The 14,697-nt window shown below is 55.0% G+C and carries 11 protein-coding genes and 2 pseudogenes; 5 read left to right on the top strand and 8 right to left on the bottom strand.

Features of this window, described 5'->3' with window-relative positions:
* The first annotated feature begins 7 nt into the window (after window positions 1-7).
* Together L1A08_RS00090 and L1A08_RS00085 are read left to right on the top strand one after the other, a co-directional pair.
* Window positions 8-1,108 carry a hypothetical protein gene (locus tag L1A08_RS00090; RefSeq protein WP_238752853.1) on the top strand — a complete coding sequence of 367 codons (1,101 nt, stop codon included), beginning with the start codon at window positions 8-10 and terminating at the stop codon, window positions 1,106-1,108.
* Window positions 1,109-1,149: 41 nt separating this feature from the next.
* Entirely contained in the window at window positions 1,150-2,157 is a 1,008-nt protein-coding gene (locus tag L1A08_RS00085) for a hypothetical protein (protein ID WP_238752851.1), read from the top strand.
* 4 nt (window positions 2,158-2,161) lie between these two features.
* Here the strand turns inward: L1A08_RS00085 and L1A08_RS00080 are convergent, their stop codons facing one another.
* The 3 genes and pseudogenes from L1A08_RS00080 to L1A08_RS00070 form a co-directional block, all read right to left on the bottom strand.
* Window positions 2,162-3,142 carry a hypothetical protein gene (locus tag L1A08_RS00080; RefSeq protein WP_238752849.1) on the bottom strand — a complete coding sequence of 327 codons (981 nt, stop codon included), beginning with the start codon at window positions 3,140-3,142 and terminating at the stop codon, window positions 2,162-2,164.
* Between the two features lie 80 nt (window positions 3,143-3,222).
* Window positions 3,223-3,540: a hypothetical protein gene (locus L1A08_RS00075; RefSeq protein WP_238752847.1), complete on the bottom strand. Its 318-nt coding sequence runs from the start codon at window positions 3,538-3,540 to the stop codon at window positions 3,223-3,225.
* A gap of 492 nt (window positions 3,541-4,032) precedes the next feature.
* Window positions 4,033-4,368: pseudogene (locus L1A08_RS00070) on the bottom strand (transposase); the annotation flags it as partial.
* Between the two features lie 916 nt (window positions 4,369-5,284).
* Here L1A08_RS00070 and L1A08_RS00065 point away from each other — a divergent pair.
* The gene (locus tag L1A08_RS00065) at window positions 5,285-5,662 is read left to right on the top strand and encodes a transposase (protein WP_238752843.1); all 378 of its coding nucleotides are present in this window, start codon (window positions 5,285-5,287) and stop codon (window positions 5,660-5,662) included.
* Entirely contained in the window at window positions 5,563-6,108 is a 546-nt protein-coding gene (locus L1A08_RS00060) for a transposase (RefSeq protein ID WP_315860526.1), read from the top strand. The genes L1A08_RS00065 and L1A08_RS00060 overlap by 100 nt, the downstream gene beginning before the upstream one ends.
* Before the next feature lie 708 nt (window positions 6,109-6,816).
* Here the strand turns inward: L1A08_RS00060 and L1A08_RS00055 are convergent.
* The 3 genes and pseudogenes from L1A08_RS00055 to L1A08_RS00045 all read right to left on the bottom strand — a co-directional run bounded on the left by L1A08_RS00055 (window position 6,817) and on the right by L1A08_RS00045 (window position 10,071).
* Complete coding sequence (locus L1A08_RS00055) at window positions 6,817-7,602, bottom strand: hypothetical protein (protein WP_238752839.1); 786 nt, start codon at window positions 7,600-7,602, stop codon at window positions 6,817-6,819.
* Window positions 7,603-7,876: 274 nt separating this feature from the next.
* Window positions 7,877-9,019, bottom strand: a pseudogene (locus L1A08_RS00050) (IS701 family transposase).
* Window positions 9,020-9,324: 305 nt separating this feature from the next.
* On the bottom strand, window positions 9,325-10,071 hold the full coding sequence (locus tag L1A08_RS00045; protein ID WP_238753211.1) for an integrase core domain-containing protein: 747 nt from the start codon (window positions 10,069-10,071) through the stop codon (window positions 9,325-9,327).
* 119 nt (window positions 10,072-10,190) lie between these two features.
* Here L1A08_RS00045 and L1A08_RS00040 point away from each other — a divergent pair, with 119 nt between their 5' ends.
* Window positions 10,191-10,346 carry a hypothetical protein gene (locus L1A08_RS00040; protein WP_238752837.1) on the top strand — a complete coding sequence of 52 codons (156 nt, stop codon included), beginning with the start codon at window positions 10,191-10,193 and terminating at the stop codon, window positions 10,344-10,346.
* Between the two features lie 244 nt (window positions 10,347-10,590).
* Here L1A08_RS00040 and L1A08_RS00035 read toward each other — a convergent pair whose 3' ends face one another.
* Complete coding sequence (locus tag L1A08_RS00035) at window positions 10,591-11,577, bottom strand: hypothetical protein (RefSeq protein WP_238752835.1); 987 nt, start codon at window positions 11,575-11,577, stop codon at window positions 10,591-10,593.
* Between the two features lie 30 nt (window positions 11,578-11,607).
* The gene (locus L1A08_RS00030) at window positions 11,608-14,667 is read right to left on the bottom strand and encodes an RHS repeat-associated core domain-containing protein (protein WP_238752833.1); all 3,060 of its coding nucleotides are present in this window, start codon (window positions 14,665-14,667) and stop codon (window positions 11,608-11,610) included.
* Window positions 14,668-14,697 lie beyond the last annotated feature (30 nt).

The raw sequence follows: 14,697 nt of genomic DNA, 5'->3' as shown, positions 1-14,697 counted from the left end.
GAAGCCTATGTCTCCCAAGAAGCGAACTGCGAAGAAGACCACCATCGCCACCAAAGCTCCTCCAGCACCCAAGAAGAGTCTGGCCGAGCGCATCCTCGATGATATTGCCGAGCATGGACGATTTGCGGTCCTCCCCGAATCGTTGCCTTATCTCGCAGCCGTTACGGACATCCGGCAACGCCTCAAGATTGATGCCTCATCGGCTGAGACCTTGGCTGATTCCGAGACTCCCAATAAACCTTATGGTGGTCTGAATGTGATTTCAGCCTATGTGGACTATTTGCTCGATGAGGAAGGGAATCCGACAGACGAACTCGGAGTTCGTGTCTGCCTTCAGGAAATCCCGAAAGAGCCGATTCCCGGCATGGGAACGGGGATCAATCTGCCTGTGCGTGCGGCCAATGGGATCAAGGTCTCCTACGAAGCCACGGGGCGGATCGTCGAACAGGCTTTGCAGCCTGGTGAAGCCATCACCGATGGCAATGGGGAGAAAGGTACGTTCGGAGCGATCGTCACACGGCGGAACAGTGTCGACGCGAATGGGAGCGCGTTTCAGTTTTTGCTCAGCAATCGACATGTCATCGCCAATACCTCTGATCCCGCCCCTCAATCGCCTGTGTTCGATCAACGGACGCGCGAGGTGGTCGCACGACTCTTCACTTGGTCAGTCTTTGCGGAACGGCGCGTGGACTGTGCCATTGCCTACATTACGTCCCCCAATGTTGCCGGCCCCAACGTTGGCTTTTCGATCGATCCCAATCCGATCGGCAGAAACGAGCTGGCTGCGATGTGTGCCGCAGGCTCCGTCCGGGTTCTCAAGTACGGCATCACGACCGGCCTGACTCGAGGTGTCGTTGATGGTCTCGGGGTCCTTATCGACATCCGAGGCCGCGGCCTTAAAAGTGACCAGATCCGGATCGCGGGGCTGAATGACCAGAATCGTCGATCAAGTGTCTTCTCGACGGGCGGTGACAGCGGCGCCCTCGTGGTAGAAGAACGGACCAAACGACCGATCGGCCTTCTGTTTGCCGGCGACGGTCCCTTGTCCTACGTCAATCGCATCGACAATGTCATCGCCAGTATGGATCTCAGCGGATTTCTCGCCTAGGTGCGACTTAACTCCGACTCACCGATAGAAAGATCGTCTCCATGCGAACAGCTATTCTTACACGGCTTTCCCTCGTCATCTGTCTGGTCGGCTCATTGCAGAGTGCGAGCGGCCAGGACAGCCCCTTTGATGGGCCGGGCGCGGGACCGGCACCCGTCCTTCCCGGTGATATGTCCTTCACAGCATTCGAAACGCCGATCACCCAGGTCGCCAGCGTGGCTCCCGCGACGGAAGCTCATAATGTACGCTCCGCAGCCATCGATGAACGACTCGCACGAATCGACGGCTTACTAGTTCAGCTCAAGGAAAAACTGGGGTCCACCGCCACGCTAAGCAGCAGTCATCAGACAGAGGCACCAGAAACCGTCGCTGAGACTGCTACCGATCAGCTTAAAGATGAAGTCATCCGCGCAAAGGCGACTGCAGCGTCTGCAATTTCAACGGAGACTGAGGCCCTTTTCGACCAGCTCGTCGAGTTGCTCGACCGCATCGAAACCAATCAAACTTATCTGCAGGCCACCGAACGCAGGGCGACCTGGAGTGAGGAACTGCGAGAGCAGCGTCGTGCCGTCCGGGAGAATCTCACACAAGCCGTCACCAGAGCTGAAGAACTCCGTGTTCGACTGCTCCCCTTTGTCCGGATTTTGCGGGGAGGGGCAGCTCTGCAGAGCGCGGAGGACGAGATGGCAAGCCTCACGGCGTTCCAGACCTATCTGGCCCGGCTGCCCGATCAAGATCCTCGGAAAGCCGAGCTGAAGCGAAAACTGGCTCGCCGCAACGCCCTGGCGCGACAACTGGAGTCGGTCGACAAGTTTTTGGTCCGCGAAGAACTCAGGACCCTGCAGCTTCGGAACTTGGAGTCTCCATCTCCTGCAACAGAGCAATTGATCGAGGAGAAACGATCCACGCTGTCAAAACTTGCGCGGCTCGGAAAAATGACACGAGAACTCCAAGCGGAAGTGTCGCCGGCCAAGCCAGGGTCCGCCCGTTCGGATTCGACGGAAGCAATCTCGGAACCAGTCGACACCTCGTCGGAATCCGCGGGATAGTTGACTACCAATCGAGCCCCTGCTCAAAACTCCTGAAGGCGGGATGAGTGGGCTCTTCCCTATCAGAGGGATTCACAGGCGGACTAACGACCTCAGGCCGCGGTTCAAGGTGCGACGCAAAATGCACGGGGTTACGCTGCTGTGATGTTGAAGGAGACTGCTGCTCAAGTTGCCGCAAGAGTTTCTCCCGACGCTCAAGGAATAGCCGCGTCTCCTGTTCTTCGGCGAGGCGCTGACAGAGCTCTTCCATTGCTTTGACCTGGCGGTCAAGTTCCGCAGCTTCCTGGCACTTCTTCCGAAATTCTTCCTGAGCTCGTTTCAGTTGTTGCTGAGCCACATCCTGTTCCGGGACCGCCGAAGTTGCATTCGTCCGCCAATTCCCACCGGCACCGCTGAGATTATTCGTTGGCGATGCCAGATTCCCTGGAGTCGTTAATCCCTGCCCGCCATATTCCTTGTGCGGGCTGCCTGTGGCTCTCTCGCTCTGGACTTCTGCAAGCTGAGTCAGAAGGATCTGCAGCCGTGCGATTTCCTGAGAAAGCTGTTCGATCTTTTTCTGGTCAGCGCTGGAAACGCAGCAGCGTCCCGGTTCATCGTCGGGAGTGCTCTGAAGATCCGCTGGAGGAATGTCGGGAGCAAACTGCAACCGGGCATTCGGACCATCGAAAGCCGGGATCGTCGTATTCTCGGTCAGCATCTCCGGACCGCGGCGGTACCGGACCAGGCTCGGAAACTGTATGGTCGGGAACCGGACCGTGGACTCGGGAATTCGGATCGCAAATCCCCGAATGCCGAACGAACGGGAGACGCCCGACGTCTCGCCCTGTGGAAGTGGAGCCATAAAGGTCTGCTCGTCAGGAGCTGACTGTTCTACCGCTGTGTCCGGACACCAGGGAGACTGTGGCACGCAGCTGTTGCCAAAATGCTGAGCAAAGCACGTGGTTGCCGAGAAGATGACGGCGGCACCGATAACGAGTGTCTTCATGACTCTTAATCCCTTTTCCATGGGAAAACACGAGCACTGGGAAGTGAATCGAACTCCGCCCCCTCCAACGGAAGACGCGGTTAGTCGTTCAGGGCGGGATCGCCCGCTGGTGACGGAGCCGGAACTCCCAACTTCGATTCCACAAGAATTCGTGTCAGATCTTCCAGTTTCGCTGCGAGTTCTTCGACCTGCGACTGCAGACCATCAATTTCTTCCCGAACTTCATCCCGTTCGCTCTGCAGCTCGCCAAGAGGGTTGTCCTCGAGTCGAGCCCCAAACTGATAGCCGAATACGGGCTTCGGTGCTTCACAACACTCTTTGCAGCGACGTTTGCAGCGAGCTGGGGACTGGTACGAGTCACAATCGCTTTTCCACCAGAATGGACCAGCAATTGCCATACTGCTCCCGTGTAACGAAATCAATATGATCGCAATGAGGGAATACTTCATGCTCAGAGCCTCCATCTGCATGCGTCCTGTGCTGCAATGTTTCCTGCTCGAATGTATCGGCAAGTCAGGCGAGGTCATGCAAATCCAAACGTTTCGCACAAGCACATCCATTCAAAAGAACAGTAGTCCTCGGCAAATTCCCCACAACCGGGAAAAATTCGCGCAGCGAGCTGCAAACCTGCTGAGGCAACGAAAGACAGATCAGCAAAATCACTGAAGTCGATCGGCCAATTTACGAACGAGATTTGCAGGTGACATCACGACCCGACATTTGGCTGGGCTTCGATTGATGAGCGAAGATGCCAGAGCAGATTGCACTTACGCGCAGCGACAGCCGCTGTGGCGAATGTAGTCGATGTCGTCTTGCGTGAACTCGTCGAGTACCTTGCCGCAGTAGTTCCACAGGCTCTCCATGGTGCGGCGACCGCTGCGTCGAAGCAGCGCTTTGAGTTTCGCAAACGCTTGCTCGATCGGATTGAGATCCGGCGAGTAGGGCCGCAGGAACAGCATCTCGGCTCCCGCGTTCTCAATCTTCTCCCGGGCTTCGGCTCGATTGTGACTGGAGAGATCGTCCAGAACGACGGTGTCGCCGGGGCGTAAGGCGGGGCAAAGCTGCTGTTCTACATGAGCCACGAACAGATCGCAGTTGATCGCTCCATCGATCACCGTAGGTGCCACCCAGCCCTCCGCTCTCAAACCAGCGACAAACGTAGTTGTCTTCCAGTGGTCGTGCGTGGGAACTCTAGCGATCAGCCGGGTGCCCCGCAGCGATCGACCTCGCAGACCGGTCTCTCGTTTGGCTTCCAAATCCCCGAGCGTGATATCCGGCTGCTTGTTGACGGCCGCTCAGTTTTTCCGCCCACGGCGCCCATTTCGTCGATCGTTGCCACGTCGTGGCATTGCGTGTTTTTCCCTGCTCGCGGAACTCCTGATGAACACGCCGAGCCCAGGCCTGGGAGTTCTGCAGCCGCGTTGTAACCTCAGAGGTAGTCAACCCCTGTTGATAAAGAGCAAGCACATCCTTCCGCGAAGGCATGGGAATCGTACGAACCACCAGCGACAGGCTCATCGGCAACTCCTTCTAGTAATGAGACGCAACCAGTCTAACCAGATTGCCCATTTCGCACTAGTGAGTTACAGACACGTCTTTAGAGATTCAAGTGGTCAAACACCCGTTCCTGTACATTCCGGCCCGCTTTGTCGAACTCGTAATTGTGAACGGTGCCTTACTAGCCCACCATGCTCGTCACTTGTTGCAGACGGAGGTCGCCACACTTCACCACGTCCTCGCCGTTGACCGAGTCCGGATAAACCTCCTTCCGTTTCAGCAGCGAACTCGCACCCTCGCACTATCCCAGCGTGGTTCCATAGATATATCCAGCGACCTAGTCGCAGGTATCGAGTTCTCCTCCGCAATCACCATAGTTTCCCTCAATGGACCATATCATGGGAAACAGATATCCATAGTGCACACGCACTCAATCCGAAATTCGCAAGCATGAGAGACGTAAAAATATACACATTTTGAACTCTTGACCATTGAATCGCCAAGACAACCATATTCACCAACAAACTTATCCATGGACCATAAAACATAGCGAATATAACTAGAACCAGTTTCACAACCCGTTCTCAGTGAACATCGAACGGGCACGCCATGTGCATCTCGCTCCAGCAGAAAGGAGTTTTGCACATGTTACCACGATCCTGTCTCCAGGCAGGATCCAGGACGGATTCGACCACGTTTCTCAGCGATGACTGCTGGTTTCTCATTGAAAATTTCTTCCCCAATCAGCCTGTTTCCGCCAAAGGAGGCCGGCCAGAACGCAACAACCGCCAGTGCTTTGAAGGGATTCTGTGGGTGTTAACCACCGGAGCCCGCTGGAAAGATTTACCATCCCATTATCCTTCTTACACAACCTGCTGGCGACGGTTCAAACACTGGACCGAATCCGGCGCCTTTCTACTGGCGTGGACATCGATTCTGGAGTTGTGCCGGCAGATCGACGGGCTGGATACGACAACGCTCTTGGGCGACGCCACGTTTTGTCCTGCCAAAAAAGGGGCCTGAAGGTTGGCAAAACCAAGAGCGGCAAAGGCTCGAAGGTCATGCTGCTCACCGATGCTCATGGTCTGCCTCTGGGCCTGCAGGTCCACAGTGCTTCTCCGCATGATGTCAATCTGATCGAACCATTGCTCCGAGGCTCGCTCCGCTGGGTGATGCGAGCCCGGCGGTTCATCTACGACACGGCCGCCGACTCCAGGCGTCTGCGGCGTCGGGTCTGGCTCTACGGACCTCGCCTCATTGCTACCTACCGGCGAAGGAGAAATGAGCAGCACGCCCGCCGACTCAACTCCCGTGACCAACGCTACTACGATCTCCGCTACCGAATCGAACGGACATTTGCCTGGTTGAGCAATTACCGCAGGCTCAACATCCGCTGGGAATACCACGCTCACCTCTTTGAAGGCTTCTGGCAACTCGCCTGCCTGTTCACTATCCTCAAACGGTTATGAAACTGGTTCTAAAGCAAACCCGACGTCCCACTCCAGCAGCGATGACCCAAAAAAGGCTAGAAAAACGACATTCAACGCGACGGGCAACGCAAACCACCGCCAACTGTCGTGGCCAGAACGGCAATAGACCACCAACGGAACAGAGATAATCAAATACACGACTTGAGCTATCAAGTAACACATATCGTAATAATACACGACTTCCCCCCAACACTACGAGACTTTGCGTCACACATTAGGGACAAGGACATCGACCGTATACCGGTACCTCAACCTGAACAGTGCAGTTTGAAGAAGCGGAATACATACTAACCCACTTCGTCCCAACTTCACATTGAGCGTTGTAGCCTGGCGTACGACCCGTCTGGGAACGATCTGAATTGAAACCACACTCCATACTGAAGCACCCATATGTCCAATTGCTATTCGTCCCCAACGTACTATACTCGTAAGCACTTTTATTGACAGTGTCCGTATAGTCCTCAATACATTCGCACACGTTATCCGGATACTCAACCCCCGAGCTACTGCTCCAGTCCTTTATAGGCCCCACACCTCTTCGCCCCGGCCCCGTACCAATAGGCGTTATCGTCACCACGATATCCGGATCATTCAAAGGATACACAGGATCTTCCGTTGGACCACCATCTACCCATACATAATCATCGAGGATACCATCGCCATCCATGTCAACGTCGGCTTCAACAGTTACTCCACAGTGATACCCCCCGGCACTACTTGATAGCAATGCGTGGACACTATACACTTGCCACCCGAGGGATCAACATTATTAGGCACGAATGTTGCCGCATACAAATTCATGCCATCAACATAACCGAGAGCATCACGCTGCAGCCATCTTTCGAACCGGGGAGAATACCCCCGATAACGACCACTATACACCCCGATCGCATATTCAAAATCCCGCGCCCGGTACAACATTAGCCAATCAATCTCGCTGTACGATAACTCGATATATCCTGGCGATAACCACCGCGGTATCCCATAACCGGAATAGACCATCCTCTCTAGCGTCTGACCATCGACGCCAACAACCGCCACAACGTTCCAGCTAGCATCTTGAATTGCATACTGCCTTTCCCTACTCGCCACACCAATTCGCTCGCGCGTGATCAACTCGTCAATATACCGAAGCCCCCAAATATACTGCAGCTGAGGAGGGCTCGATTCTTCACGGCGCTCTTCGAGCACTTGCCAAGTCGTCGATTGAGTGAAATAGACATGACGAACGGACTGAAAACCGCCCTCATCGACCGAACGGAGCACCAGCCTGCCCAGCCCATCATAGGAGTACTTTATCGTTATGCCGCCATCGACGGCCTTGACCAGCCGATTCCAAGCGTCATATCCGGCAGTAGAGGCCTCAATCGCTTCAAATCCTCCCCATTCGTCCGATGTAAACGCCTTCCACTCGACAGAAGTAAATTGAGCCCAATCGAGGCCGGATGCACTGGCACCCGGAATTATGCTCATATTTCCATTACGATCATAACATGGGCTCGGCCACTCTGCCCCCACGCTCGTCGCGATCCCAGTAATTTCGTTAACCTCATTGTTTACCCTAGTACTACAGTTGCACTTTATCGATCAGGAGGGGCGTGGTCCCGCTTTCGATAGTGACACTGTTGTGCCACGCGTTGATGATGTCGCCGCCAGATTGACCAGATGATCGCACGATCGGCAGGGGCGGCCTGCTTGAAGGCAATCTCCACCAGCAGTCGGCGGACTTCGGGAACCGTCAGCGGAATCAGGGACTGGTCGCTTTTTTGAGAGGTTCACCGCCTTGTCGGGAGCGGATCACCGACAGGGTCGCGTGAGCCAGCATCGAGAGCGTGATGTGCCGATACCAGCCATGCCACGAACGGACTTCGTATTCGTCCAAACCCGTTTCCTGTTTGCTCTGCTCAAAGCATTCTTCAATTGCCCAGCGACTTCCGGCAATCTCCACCAGGCGCGAGAGTGGAGTCCGTTTCGGGCTAAAGGTGTAGTAGTAAGCCAGATCCTCCGGGTCGCTCAAAGACCGACGCACCAGCAGCCCGCGAGTGAAGCGGCCGTTCTCCGCATGCGGCCAGGAAAGCCACGCCCATTCGTACAGTCGCTCGCCTTTGGCGCCGGCTCCGCAAGAGAGCGTTCGCCACTTTCCCGCAGGAATTCTGCTCGCATGTTGGCTGACTCTTGCGCGCACCCCGTTCCAGAACAACTGTGTTCCCGAGGAGATCGCGACCACGTATCCGAGTCCGTGTTCTTCGCAGAGATGCCGGAATTTCGAGTCCGAACCGTACACTTCGTCGACTGTGACCCAGCGGGCCGGCACGCCAGCCACGAGAGCGTTTTGAAGCATCTGACGCGCCAGTTGTGGCTTCGTCGCGAACTCCACCGAATCCGGCACCTTGGCCTCATGGCGACGAGCCATGTCCTCAGTCCACTCTTGGGGAACTTACAACGCGCGAGCGATCAGGGCGTGCCCCGCATCACTCCGGTAGGCCAGGAAGACGCGGATCTGACAGTTCTCGATTCGACCCGCCGTGCCCGAATACTGGCGTTTGACACCAACCGATTTGATCCCCTTCTTGAGAAAGCCGGTTTCATCGACGATGAGAATTCCATTGCTGGCTCCCAGATGCTCGATCACGTACTGCTGGAGATCATCACGGACTTCATCGGCACTCCACTCGGCGCGGGCTACGAAGTGCTGAATATTGGTGGGAGCGCTCTCGCCAAGTTCTTCCGCCAGTTGCCATCCATTCTTGCGTTCAACCCGACTGATCAGGCCCCGCAAATATTGTCCGGCACGAGCCCGCACGTCTTTGCGGGAAAACCGCGAGCCGATCCGCTCGGCCGCAACCTCCAGCTCCCGCGCCCACTGAACGACATCCTCAACCAATACCATGTGTGTCCTCCTGACAGACCCGTCAGAAGGTAGAACATTCCCGCAGATTAGGGAAGTACAGCTGTAGTACTAGCAGGTTGCTGCAAAAGTCGAAGCGGCCGAATTGAAGCAATCTGAATTCGCCATTTTCGGCGTTCAAGTGACAACCTGTCGAACAGAAGCATCACGAAAACGAAATCTCAGACCCCGCTTTTGATGTCAAAATAGTTTTGCAGCAACCTGCTAGATCATATGGACATTCAAATCATGTCGGTCACTGATCTGCTCCCGGAATCTGTACCAACCATTTTGAAAACTTCTGGCCTTCATCTGGCCAGGCTGGCCTGGCCAGATGAAGCGAAATCCTTGGGGACCAGGTTGCCCCGAACGCTATGGGGGCGGTGCTCGTTGTAGTCCACTCGCCAGGATACTATCTTCTCCTGAGCATCTTCCAAAGATAAGAACCAGTTTTCGTTCAGGCATTCCGCTCGGATGCTGCCATTGAAGGGCTCGATGAAGGCATTATCTTTAGGCTTTCCGGGCCTGCTGAAGTCGAGCGTCACCCCATTGACATACGCCCACTGATCCAGGACCTTCGACGTAAACTCCGGTCCGTTGTCCACGCGAATCGATTTGGGCAGCGCCCGATTCATGGCTAATCGCTCCAGGGCCGCGACAACTTCCTGGCCCCGCATTCTCAGAGCGGCCTGCGCATCCTTCGTGGATCTGTAATGATGACTCGAACGAGCCAGACTCACCAACCTGCAAGCTCGACGCTCGCTGATTCGGTAGCATGCTCTCGCTCCTTCAACACATTCACGAACGCGGGCAGGCTTCAGAGCCTTTTTTGCTAGGATGCCCTGCAGAATCTGCTTATCGAGGCTCAGGTCGGCGACCAGAGACTTCAATCGCATGTTCTCCTCTTCGAGCTGCCTCAACCGGCGCAACTCTTCAACGCCCAATCCCACAAACTTTTTCTTCCAGCGGTAAAACGTCTGCTGGCTCACACCGATCTTGCGACAGACCTTCTCGATCGGAGTTCCTGTCTCGGCCTGCTTCAGCGCAAAAGCAATCTGCTAGTCCGTAAACTGTGCCTTCTTCATGGTCGCCATTCTCAAAAATCTGACGACCGGATTCTACCCCCTTCTTCTCATTGCCAATTGCTCAGTTATTTGATTGCAGGTCAACACGCATGGTACTGGTTGAGGATATCATTCAGTGGGCGCGGGAACCGGAGGCTCCCGCCGAGCGGATTGGCTCGCGGTTTTCCCGCAAAGATGTGCGGGCTCGTGCCCGGCAATATTTACGGGGCCTGATCAGTCGGATTGAGCGGGAGAATGGATGGTAAATCTTTCCGGCGAGCTCCGGTGGTCAGCACCCACAGAATACCCTAAAAGCACTTACGACTCTCTCGATCCGGCCGACCGGCTATGGCAGACACTAGAGGTAATCGCTGAGAGAAAAGGTCAAATCCGAATTGATTCCGGTATGGCTACCTGCCGCGAACAGTTATGCCACCTTCCTTATACTTGGGGGGGCTTCTCGCGTGCGAGCGCCCCATATCCACCAAACCAGACATATGGAAATGCCGATCATTCTTTTTTCTGCAGCCTCCATGTCGGCCTATCTCGAAGCAAAACTACTGGCCCTAAAGAACTGCTCCTCTCCCCTGTCTGGTCGTAGCAATCAATGAACACGTTATAGTGCCCATCGGTTGACATGACTGCGATTTCCTCATTACCGGCAATATTGACGAAGCAGGCAGAAAAGTGCGATAACTGAGGATCATCGCAAATTTCAACAACTGCACCGTCACTGGAATCGAGCATCACGACACGTGACCAGCGGCCTAGACCTCCATCTGGCTTTAAGACCTTTCCATCGTTAGATACGTCATAAAGATACCCGTCACCCACAACCCTACTTTTCCTGGTCTCTAGAGGCGATTGAAGTATGGAACTTCGCCCATCCTCTTCGCGCGTCCAAAATAGCATCTTTTGATCTACAACTACTTTCACCTTCCCTTCAATATGTCGGCTGTCATGAATCGACACCGGCTGACTATCTGGCCTCTGCCCGCCCGAGTACGAATACAGCCCCATATCCGAGGGAAACCCGTCTTTCGGATACCCAACAAACAAGAGATCATCACTTCCAATGATGGCAAGTGAATTCACAACGTACTCGCCGATGTGCATCAACCTCATTTCACCAGTTTTAACGCTCAATAGACGGCACTCATGAACCCTCGACATCGGAGACTCCACTATGAACGCTAACAATTGATTACTTGTATCAAACGCGGGAATAATTGCATCTTTGCCTTCGAGGTTCACCAAGGCATCCACGGCACCAGTGGTCAAATCGACGTCATATATACCGAATACCCCATGAAGAGGTAACGCGGCAAACACATGACCATCACCCGCCCCATTACAGATCCCCCAATTGTATGGAGGGACCCGGGAGTCATCACCCATGACATACAGATTCCGAGGAACGAAAAACTGCATTGCAACCAAGGCGCCAGCGCCCCAGAGAATCCAACAACTCGTGCCACGACAAACACCATATCGCATATACACCTCGTGCATTATCTGATTCTCAAATTATATTATGGGAATGGTAAGTGGCGTCATACCCAGTCCAGGATTACAGAAATAGAATGCAATCACAGCCTTCCATCTTACACAGCTGTCTCTGCGCTCTCCGGGCTCGGGATACCAAACGCTACAATCCATCGCCATCGCCGATCCGCAGAGCGCAGCATCGCACTCTGCGATACAACAAGGAGTAAAGACGCAGCCCCAAGTAACACACGCGTCGTGCTCTTTACAGGCGGCATCCAATGCGTCGTCCGGTTTTTCTCCGAATCGGGAGCGAGGCCCACAATATTGGCCATAGCCTGGCCACAATCCAGATCCGTCTGAAAAAATTACAGGCGAGTTGCGCACGTACGAATAAAGATTCACATCTCCGTTAATGAATCGCTCAGGATCTTCACTAGTGAACACCCCTACCACAGGATCATACCAGCGCGCTCGGTAATAATAGATCCCCGCCGCCTCATCCCATTCTCTAGCCGTGTAAGTGTAATATGGCGTGTAGCCGGAATTGGTTTCGGCCTTGATCTCGCCATAGCTGGAGTAGACCAGATGATTGATATTCGTTGTCGTATCATTGGCTGATGCGTAACGAACGACATCAATAATCGTGCCCAACTGCCCCGGTAGCAACCATTGGATCCCTGATTGCTGCTCGTCTGCCAGTGGTTGGTCGATCTCTGACCCGTTCAAGAAGCGGTGCACAATCGACTCGCTCTCATTAAAGATCAGTACGATATCTTCCAGCCCGGGCTTCCAGCCAGCGTCGTAAGCGATTCCTTGAGCTGAGTCGATCGTTCCGTCACCGTTTGCGTCAACCTGCCGCCGGATGCGGCGGTTGTTGACGTCGTAGGCGTAGAATATCTCTTTCGTTTTCGCGTCACCGCTGCTTCGGAATGTTACGGTCGTGAGACGATTGCGGTGATCCCAAGCATAGTTCACATAGTCACCGCTCGCCGTAGTGGTCCGCTTCACGCGGTTGCCTTCGTTGTCGTATTCATAAACGTGCGTCCCGTCGGACAACAACTGATTATTCGGACCGGTTGAGTATCCGGTCATTGTGCGGTTTCCGGTCAGATCGTAACTGAAGCCCTCGTTGGCTTGATAATCGTAGTCCGCATCGAGCAATTCGCCGGCGGCGTCGTAAGCGTATTCAGCAAATCCGTCAGGCACGGTCATGGAATCAATACGGCGGTTCGCGTCATATGTCACCGAATAGCTCGACAGCGTCGTGCTTCCCTTCGCATGAGTTTGACCGATGAGACGCAGGAAGACGTCATAGCTCAACTCCGTCGAGGCGACGAGATTGGCCGTGTTCGAGGATTCGTAGCGGATGATGCCGGTGTTGTAGCCGGGGCTGCCATATTCGAAGTCCACCCGTTTGTCGGCCACGGCACTTCCGCCGGTTTGGCCAATTTGTGTGATCCGTTCCATCCGGCCCAGGGCATCGTAGAGGTAACCATTTCGGAAATCGCCTGCACCGTTAATGGTCGCGGACACGGAAGTGCGTTGGGATAGCCGGTTGTGCGTGAGCGTTAGCAGCACGGTCGGAACTCCTGAGGTGCCGGCATTACTGGCGGTGACCGGCCGGTTACGCCCATCGTACGTGTAGGCGAGGCCGCTGGCAAGATCGGCGGCTGTCAGCACGCTCGATTCGACACTGTAAGTCGTGGTAATCGCGTTGACGGTCGTCGTCCCGTTTTTCCAGCGCTCGACGGTGTTTCGGCCGAGATCATCGTACTCATACTCAGTGAGACGGCCATTCCGGTCGATTTTGGTAATGAGATTCCCAGCGGGTCCGTACTCGTACGTTTGAGCATAATCCAGCTCATTTGCTTCTTTGACGACGCGTCCGATTCCGTCGTAGCTCCAGCTGGTGGTGTTGTCCTCGGCGTCAGTGAGCGTGAGTTGCGTGCCGTTGACCTCATAGGTAAAGGTGGTCGTCGCATTCAAGGAGTTAGTGGTGGTCACCATCCGATTTAACGAGTCATAGGTACGTTCCTGATACTGTTCAATGTCAATCGGCTCCATCTTGTTCACGTTGCCAGCGGCATCGTAAAAGGTGTCGTCCTCCAGTGTTCCCCCGCTCAACTGTCCGGTCGCCGCATCGACGCCGTACTGGATCGTGCGATAAACGCGCCCGCGATTGTCGTATTTGGTTTCAAAACGTGCCACCAGATTTCCGCTGGTGCTGGTGTTGTAACGTTCGGAGAACACAGGACGGCTTAAATTATCGTAAATCGTCTGCTCGAAGTAATCGATTTCGCCATCGATCTCTATCCGACGGTTCCGGAAGTCATATGTGTAATTCGTCACGCGTAGATTGATGGCATCCGCATACTGCGCCTCCTGGGTTAGATTGCCATCGCCGCCATCCTGGCCGTCGTCGTAGACATTCGACGTGATGATCACCATATTATTGGCAGTCGTTGCCAGCAGCTCATCCCAGCCAGCGGCGGTCAGCTCGCCCCATTGTTCAGAGGTGAGGGTCTGCCACGAAGGATTCGCCTGCCCACCTGACGGATCGGTGTTCGTCGCACCAGTGTCATTCGTGCCCACCCAGTAAGACAGCACATTGTTGCGCACATCGTAGACGTACCGGTTGATCGTCCCGCCCGGAGAGATTGTGGCAATCCGCCGTTTCATCTCGTCGTAGTGGTAGCCCGTCTCGGCGTAGTTCACCGATTTCAGCCCCTCGCCCGTCGCCGGGATCTCGAAGTACGCCCGCTCCGACTGCACCTGGCAGCAGTTCGTATACTGGTAGGTCTGCCAGCGCGTATAGCTTGACTGCGCAAACATGTCCGAAGGCTCCAGTTTGCCCGACGTGCTGGCACGCGTTGCCTGGATCTGCTGCTGAATGTGCCCCTGCTTGTCCCAGATTGAGATCGAGACCGGGTTGATCAGCGTGTAGGTGTAGCCGGGTGCCGAACCCGTCGCGTAGCCCTGGCCGCTGCGGCGGATGTCGAACTCGGCAGTACTCTCGTAGACATACCACGCGGCGGTGCGGATCGTCGTGGCCGTCCCGTTCAGGTCGATCTCGTGCGAGGGGCCCAGTGCTTGCGTCATCCGGCCGCGGTCGTCATGCTCGTAGTCGGT

The sequence above is a fragment of the Rubinisphaera margarita genome (assembly GCF_022267515.1).
Lineage (GTDB): Bacteria > Planctomycetota > Planctomycetia > Planctomycetales > Planctomycetaceae > Rubinisphaera > Rubinisphaera margarita.
Note: the sequence above shows the minus strand (reverse complement) of the source record. Positions and strands in the feature narration are given on the sequence as shown.